Origin of the sequence: Stieleria sp., assembly GCF_041595215.1 — a bacterium.
Taxonomy (GTDB): Bacteria; Planctomycetota; Planctomycetia; order Pirellulales; family Pirellulaceae; genus Stieleria; species Stieleria magnilauensis.
In genome coordinates, this window is record NZ_JBFHKV010000308.1 from 1 (window position 1) to 8,257 (window position 8,257).

The window sequence follows — 8,257 nt, forward strand, 5'->3', positions numbered from 1 at the left end:
CACAAAGCAATGTCATTTGAATTCGTTTCATTTGTTCGTACTTCGACTTCATTTTCGGGGGGGCAGCGGCTTCAACGGCCAACTCCTTCGAAGGTGGTGTTTTCGAAAGCGGGATCGGACCGGATCAGGACGGCAGTGAGTATCCCGGATCGCGCGTTGCATCCTGATGGTACTGGTTTCGCCGTCGCCCGATGATGCCGCTAAACTAGAATCTGGTCAACAACTGATTCGCTGTCGCCGAAGCTTTCTGTTTCGACACCAACACGTTGCAAGAGCGTCAGCAACAGGTCATTGAACGGGCGTTCGTCTTCGAATCGATGGAATGCGCCCTGCTTCACGCCGAGGTTCTTGCCGCCGGCGAGGATCAGCGGGTAGTTTCTGCCGACATGCGTCTTGCTGGTGCCGCTACCGTAGAGCACGATTGTGTTGTCCAGCAGGCTGCCTTCGGCCAGCGGATCAGGCGTTTCAGCCATCTTCGTCAAGAACTCCGAGAGGCGTTCGGTCAGATACTGGTCGAATTTTGCCCAGCGTTCCCAACCACCTTCGTCTCGAGCGGCGCTATGGCTGAGTTGGTGATGATGCAGCGAAAGACCTGCTGCGTAGGGAAGTTGATTGCCTCGACCGCTGCCGCCTTCAATGGCGGTTTGGTACGTCACGACTCGCGTGGAGTCGGTCAGCAGTGCCATATGGATGAGGTCGAACATTGTGCGCACGTAGTTCGTTCCCAGCTCGCGCGTCGGTTCAGCGTCCAAATCAAATGCCCCAGGATCTACTTCGGGCTTCGGGACGTTCAACCATTCATTGGCACGTTCGAGCTGCCTTTCCAAGGTTCGCGTTGCGGTGAAGTAGGCATCGAGGCGATGCCGGTCGTCTGCAGAAAGCGCGCCATTGAGGCCCGACAGTCTTGAACTCACCCGATCCAAAATGCTGCGGTCACGGGCGATCGCTCTGGCCCGCGCCTCGGCGCCGCGGGCATCGACAACAAACAAGCGGTTGAAAATCTGTTGCGGATCCGACAAGGCTGGAATCAGCGCACCATCGCGGTTGACCGAAATGGTTGCGGGACGGCCCAAGCTTCCCGTACCTCCCGACGCAGACAATGCCAGTGACGAATATCGTGTCGCGCCGTCAATCTTTTCGGCGAAGACCTGGTCGTAGCTGATCGAGTTTTTGTAGCCTTTGGACTGGTCGTCGCCGGTCAGAAACTGCGCGCTGCAGGAATGCGTGATATTCGAACGCAGATGGGGATGCGAAAAACCGGACAGGATCGAAAGTTCGCTGCGGAGTGCGGCGAGCGGTTGAAGCGTCTTTGTCATCACATAATCTGGACCGGGATGATGAGGGAACCAGTGCCAGTCGTCAAAACTTTGGTGCCCTTCCGGTGGCAGTGAAACGCCATTGGGAAAAAAGATTGTGACGAGCCGGGCTGGTCGCTGGGTCGTCGTGGCTGCTCGGGCTACCTTTGACGCTCCGAGCAACGAAGCAAGCGGGGGCAGGGCCATGCCAGCCAATCCGAGTTGCAACAACTTGCGGCGGGGGTGACGAGAAAACTGACTCATTGTCTCTCTCCAATCAGTGTTGCTGTCGGGGCATTCTTTGTCTGTAACGGAACTGCTTTGTCCCGTGCTGTGCTTTCAGGCACCGCCTGGAACGATTCACTTTGCACGATGGCTAAAACGAGCGACGGCAGCTTGTATCCAGACGTCCGGAAATGGCGATGAATCGATTCCAGCTCGGATTCGTCGCCGAGATTCGGCGCGCGGGCAAGTGCGTAAGTCATCATGTGCCAGGTCAAGGCACGCGTGAACTCGTCTTGCCGTTGGCCAACGAGGTACGAAACGAGGTCGCGTGACCCTTCAATTTCCTCGCCGCTGGGCAGGACGGTACTGCTGTCGACGGGCGAAAACGACCGGGCGGCCGTGTCCGGATTGATCACCAGGGCCGCTTCACGCCAGGCGCCGATCGCGTCGAAATGCTCCAGCGCCAATCCCCAGGGATCGATCTTGGCATGACACGCCGCACAAGCACTTTGTTGGCGATGAAGCTCGATCTTTTGCTTGAGTGTAAGCGGACCCACATCTGCCGAGGATGCGTCTAGTGCCGGAACAGATGGAGGCGGAGGCGGTGGGGGATCGTTCAACAGACGTTCCAAAATCCAAACCCCACGGTAGATCGGATTTGACTCGGCCCCGTCTGCAGTCATGGTCAAAATCGCACCCTGATGAAGCAAACCGCCACGCGTTCGATAGTCCGGCACGGCAACCGCTTGCAACTTACCGCCCGTCACCGGCGGCAACCCGTAATGGCGAGCCAAACGCTGATTGACGTACACCGTCTCCGATGCGATCAATTCGCGCGCATCTCTGGCACCGTGAAAAATCTCCTGAAACGTCGTGATTGCCTCCGAGACCATGTCCTGCCCGAGATCCTCATCATAGTGCGGATAGAATTCGGGATTGATCGCGACCAGACCGTACTTGTCCAGCCGCAACCACTCACGTGCAAACCGTTCGCTGAAACGGCGAGCGCGACGGTCACCAAGCATGCGACTGACCTCAGTGGCAAGCGTGCCAGGGTCGCTGAGCCGGTTTTGAGACGCCAATTCAAGCAGCCGATCATCTGGAGGACCGCTCCACAGGAAATACGAAAGCCGAGAGGCAAGCTGGCGACGCTCTTCTTCGGAGATCGATTGATGCTGTTCCAGTGGAATCGGCGCGGCGACATACAAGAACGGGTCGGAGATCAGCACGGTGCTGAACGTTTCTTTCAGAGCATCCTCAAAGCTGTCCCCTTCACTGCGAAATTGATCGTAGAGCGACATCATCGAGCCCAATTCTGCCGGCGAGATGGAACGGCGATAGGCACGCTGCATAAAAGCTTGCAGTGATTCCTCCGCAACCGTACGTGCGTCTGCACCCGCATTCAAATTGGCTCGTTGCGCATCGATTCGCCATAGCCTTGCGTGCATGTCCAGGCCGAACGGCACGAGATCGATTTCGATCGCATCGAGGTAAAGCTCATTCACACCGGCTTTCCGCATCGCGGCCTTGCTGACGATCGAATCCGCCAGCGTCTTCCGGTATCGCGACATGAGCCCCGACTTACCTGGGGCATAGTTGTAGCCCTCCGGAACCACGTCGAAGATCGCATCGGGATCATGCGATGCGTTGGACACCGAAAGCGTCAGCGTCGTCTCCTCGCCCTCCTCGTCCTCCTCGTCTTCAGTCGTCCCGGTGGGTATGTGGCGAAACGGGATCCGGAACGTACAGACCTGCGGCTTCTCAGGCGATGCAGTGACATCACATTCGCCTGGAATGGGCTCGGCGAACTCCATACCCAACGTGTCGCCGATGCGGAATCGAAGTCGAGGCGCCGAACCGTCATCACCCAGTTTTGCGGCGACATAGACTCTGGCGACCAATTCGCCGGCTTTGTGAAGCTGGTGGCTCTTGAATCTGGCAAATTGTTGGTGGAATTTTTGTCGATCAGACCGATTCAATTCCTCAGAGCTCAGATCGAGTGGTCCATCTGGCAACGGGAACAACGTCCGGTCCGAATAGATGGCCGGCCCGACATCCCTTGCCCGTCGTTTCTCCAACAACTCCTGCTCAGTCAACGGCTCATCGACCGAGTAGCCGCCGGCCACGCCGGGACGATATTCAACGTCTTCGAACTCGATCAGATAGTGCTCGCTGTCGGGGATGTGTCCCGCGAAAATCACGTAGTCGTCGACGCTTTGTCGCGCGATGGCAAGAAAGTATTCCAGCTCGAGCGCGGACACGCCTAGCAGGTCCGCGTCGCGCGAATACCCGTACTCGGACAAAGGTGCGGCGGGAAGATTTGTTGCGAATGGAACCTTCGCGCCGAATAGCTCTTGCAGCGTGTGCTCATATTCGGCGACGGTCAGACGCCGCATCGAAGACGATCGATTCGCCCGCCGTCGCTGAGCAACACGCTCAAACGACGCGTCAATCCATGTCACGATTTGCTGTCGTTCTTGCTCGCTGGGCTGACGCGTCTCCTCTGGCGGCGGCATCTGGTGAGCATTCAACGCATCGCGGACCGACGACCAAACCGACACGTCTTGATCAGACGACATCGCCGGATCAAGCTCATCAAAACGCAGCCCGGCTTCCTGCTTGCCCTCACCATGGCATTGACTGCAATTGCGTTTCAAGATCGGTGCAATTGTTTCGGAAAACGACGCCTGTGGTGTTTCGTTCCCCGACGACGACACAACCACTTGCTCGATCGCATCGTCGCCATAGGACATAGATCCCGGCGTCCCGGCAGAAGGAAACCAAAATGCCACAAGGACAAACACCGACACGGCGAAAAGCGTGACCGCGTGAGTAGGTTTCATTTGGCTGCGTCTCGACAATACATGGAATCGATATGCGGAGGGAAATCGCACGGGGAAAACCGACACGGGACAGGCGAGTTCCATGGCGGACCGACACAGATCGCCCCCTTGGCTGTGCGATCAGACCGCTGCCGTTCCAAAAGGCCGTTGCAAGGGCCGTTGCACTCAATGACCAGGGATCACATCCGCTTGCCTAACTCTCCATCATGCGAAGCTTGAATGGAAAACTCAGCGGAATACTCTGCGGAAAACTCGAACTCCCCGGCGTTGGAGGCGTGCCCGGGGAGGTCACGAAGATTTCCAGACAATCACCCAACGGTGGGGTCTATCAAATCCAAGGTACGCAATCGGCTTCGCAAACGCAAACAAATTCATGTGCAAAGTCACGTTTGGACGCATCGATTGACAGTCGTCGTTGACGATTGCGATCGTGGTTGGTGTCGAAGTTCTTGCGGGTGATGCTCCAATCCGTACGGGCAGCGAAATCGGGGTCGGATGCAAGAATCCAACATTTGACGGCCGCGATGCCTTCCGACGTGTTTCCGTACACCATACTTCCCACGCTACCTCTGCAACGAATTGAGATTGTTTTCCGGCTTGGTGTAGTCGACGAATTCGGTCGGATCGGTCCCATTGAGATACTCTTCGACGTTGGTGTATCCATCGCCGTCTTTATCGGATGCGTTGTCATCTGCTTGATTCGCATCCAGACCGTACGTCTTTTCCCAGTCGTCGGGCATGCCGTCTGCGTCCGTATCCCGCGGCGCTTCGGCAGACTGCAGCGTTGGCCAGCCGCCAGCATCTTCCTGTGTGGTGATGATTCCATTCTTGCCATGGGTCGCGGTACCACTGCGGACTTCTTCGATGATGCGGGTATCGATCGAATCACGCCTGGGCAACGAGCAGCCTGCATGATCAAGGACCGCAAAATAAGCTTCCCGAGGGGATTGCTGATGAATGGGCATTGCCTTCCACGCCACAGCCAACTTGTTGAAGCTCGTGCCCTTGACACCCAACCAGTTGTCGGAGGTCACGTCCGGAAAACCATCGACATAGTTGTCGGACACGTGCCAACTGCCGAAATCGCCCTCGCCCCGGGACGACGGACTCGCAATGCAATTCTTCACGTCGTCGCGGGTGGCGGGTCCGGGCTTGTAGTAGTTGGCGATCATGTTGATGGTGGAGAACTCGATGGGCGGTTTGCGGCGATCGCCTTTCTGTTGTGCTTCGCCACCGTAACAGCTCTCATACCCCCAATTGAACAACACGTTGTTTCGGTAATCGTTGTACCCACAGCCTGACGCCCAACGCGGATTCCGACTGTCGTTGTGAGTAATCAGGTTGTGATGATAGGTGCCGTGCTGGTTTCCCCAGATTCCGCCGAAACGATGCGACCCGTCTGCCTTGGCGCAGGCTTCGGAAATCATGCACCATTGAATGGTGACGTTTTCATTGTGATAAAGCGAGAACACTTCATCGCTGCTCCAACTCGCCGACACATGGTCCACAATGATATTTTTTCGGTACCGTCCTCCGATCGCGTCCCCATCATGGTCAGTCCTCACCCTGAGATAGCGAATGACGACATCATTGGCGTCGATCCCGACATTACCTTTGATCGTAATTCCATCTCCGGGAGCGGTCTGGCCTGCAATGGTGATAAAATCGTTCTTGATTTTCACGTCGCCATCAATTGTTCCTGCAACCTGAAAGACAACGATTCGTGGCCCCTTGGCATCACACGCCGCCTGAAGGCTGCCCGGACCGGTGGCGTTGAGATTGGTCACAGCAATGACCTTGCCACCTCGTCCCCCAGGCGTCGTCGATCCGTATCCCTCCGCGCCCGGAAACGCAGCGACGGCGGCGGGCCTGGAGTCATCGCCGGCCGCCGTGGGCAGCAGTCCAATCGGTCCGCCCAGTGCCAGCAGTGAGATGAAGGTTGACGCGAGTTTCATGTCGATTCCCCTCTGGAATGTTGTGCCGGGCTTCAGGATGCCGGCGTTGGTGTCAGCGGAACGATCCAGGCCTCGAATCAGATTATCCGTGGATTCACCGCGCGTCTCCCAGCCAGAGGGAAAAAATTCACGACATTCTAGGGCGATGAAGCGATGTGATACACGAAGATTAAGTTGTGACAAAGCACTAGCCAAGCAGCTTACGCATCGCCGCTGCGACGCCGAGGGTGACTTCGGTCATTCGTGGGTAGTCGAGCGTGTCCGGTGTGTCGGTGGCTTGGTGATAGTTTGGATTCCGCAAGAAACTGGTGTCGGTGAGCATCAGTGCGGGATAGCCTTGGTCCCAGAACGAGCTGTTGTCGCTGAGACGAATCTCGCCGATCTTTTCCGGCAGACAGATCGAGAACAGCGGCATTCGACGCGTGCCGCGTTTGAAACCGCGCCGGAATCTCCAGCACAGTTTCCAGGATGGCAGATTACCGACGGCCGCCAGAAAGTTGCCTCGCTGTGGAAAGAACCGATGCATCCATTTGGGAATTCCCGGCGGCACAGCCTGTGAGCCTTTGCTGAGACTGTAGTAGCCGACCATTTCCAGGCACAGCATGCCAACAATGTTGTCCCCGCGCCGACGGGATTGGCGGGCGTGGTGCTGGCTTCCCATCGAGTCGACATTGAAATACGGCGGCTCCTCACACGCGAACGCCACATAACGGGCGGTTCGTTTGCCGGTGTGCTCGCGCAGGCATCGGCTGACCTCGATCAAAACCGCCACGGCAGATGCGTTGTCATCGGCGCCGGGCGTGCAATAGACCGTGTCGTAGTGGGCTCCCAACAGAACAATCTGATCCGCTCGCTTGGTGCCGGGACACTCGACGATTAGGTTAGTGGCCTCGTCACCGATCGCGTCATAACACTCACGTTGATGACTGTAGCCCATCTCGGACCACTGACCCTCGATGTAGCCGATCGTGGCCTGAATCGTTTTGGGCTGCCCCAGTGTGCGCGGGCCGATTAGTCCCGCAAGCCGATCGACGTGCAGACGAAGATTGTTTTCGATCGTGTCGCGGTCGATGGACATTAGTAGGTGAGAGGGAAGTTTCCCTGCACTGGCGAAGAACGAAGCTGAGAAACTTGCGGGGCGATCCGCAACTGCTGTTGCGTTTGATGATTCAGATTGTACCGGAAACGAGAAAACGCCCGCGACAGGCCTTTCCGTCACGGGCGTTTTCCTATTTCCGCTTCTTCTTCAAATTCTTTCGCAACCGTTTCCACACCGAGCGGCCACTGCCCGGATCAAGCCGGACGAGTTGGTTTTGGCGTGTGTCGAAGGTTTTCGTGTCGCCTTTGGGTCGCTTGGTGTAAACGAACGGCAGGCAGACGGCGACGACTTTGAAGGGCTGGCCGGCGTCACAGGGCATGTACCGGATTCGCACCGGCTCGTCCGCTGGTAGCATGACACCGGAGCAACCCCACAGGTACGAAGGCAATTCGACAATCTCGTTCAAGACCGTGACGTAGTCTCCCCGTTTGATGTCTTCTCCGGCGACGCGTGCTGCCACGCTCGTCGCGAAGTTGATTTCGGTTGTCGTTTCCATGGTTCCTATCGCTTGATGAAAGTAACTCCTGAGTGTGCAAAGGCTCTTCGTTCGGCATCCGATTACTCGGCGCCGGATTTCGTAATGCCGAAGAATTGAAATGACACACGCATGGTTACTCTCACGAGCAGATGAAACTGGAAAACGGCTGACGCATCCGCCCGGATCGCAGTCGGTGGCCCGGCCACCTGGCGCCAGCGTTTTGCTGTTGATTAAGACTCTCCTGGAAGTCCCTGGTTCGCGAAAATCTCGCTTTTGCACTCGACCTGTCGCGAGAAAACGAAAAAGCCCCCTTAGTACCTCGCAACCTTGGGGCTCCGCACCGCGACCGGCGTGAACAAGCC

Annotated in this window: 5 protein-coding genes; all 5 read right to left on the reverse strand. The window is 57.1% G+C overall.

Annotated features, from left to right (window positions below; all coding sequences use genetic code 11):
• Positions 1–200: 200 nt before the first annotated feature.
• The 5 genes from ABX749_RS13645 to ABX749_RS13665 all read right to left on the reverse strand — a co-directional run bounded on the left by ABX749_RS13645 (position 201) and on the right by ABX749_RS13665 (position 7,913).
• The gene (locus ABX749_RS13645) at positions 201–1,559 is read right to left on the reverse strand and encodes a DUF1552 domain-containing protein (protein WP_372896462.1); all 1,359 of its coding nucleotides are present in this window, start codon (positions 1,557–1,559) and stop codon (positions 201–203) included.
• A complete protein-coding gene (locus tag ABX749_RS13650; protein ID WP_372896463.1) occupies positions 1,556–4,363 on the reverse strand; it encodes a DUF1592 domain-containing protein in 2,808 nt (935 codons plus the stop codon). Before ABX749_RS13650 ends, ABX749_RS13645 begins: the two co-directional genes overlap by 4 nt.
• A 563-nt stretch (positions 4,364–4,926) precedes the next feature.
• Positions 4,927–6,501, reverse strand: coding sequence for a polysaccharide lyase family 1 protein (locus tag ABX749_RS13655; protein WP_372896464.1), 1,575 nt, complete (start codon positions 6,499–6,501; stop codon positions 4,927–4,929).
• A gap of 4 nt (positions 6,502–6,505) precedes the next feature.
• The gene (locus ABX749_RS13660; protein WP_372896465.1) at positions 6,506–7,396 is read right to left on the reverse strand and encodes a M28 family peptidase; all 891 of its coding nucleotides are present in this window, start codon (positions 7,394–7,396) and stop codon (positions 6,506–6,508) included.
• Between the two features lie 151 nt (positions 7,397–7,547).
• Positions 7,548–7,913: a hypothetical protein gene (locus tag ABX749_RS13665; RefSeq protein ID WP_372896466.1), complete on the reverse strand. Its 366-nt coding sequence runs from the start codon at positions 7,911–7,913 to the stop codon at positions 7,548–7,550.
• Positions 7,914–8,257 lie beyond the last annotated feature (344 nt).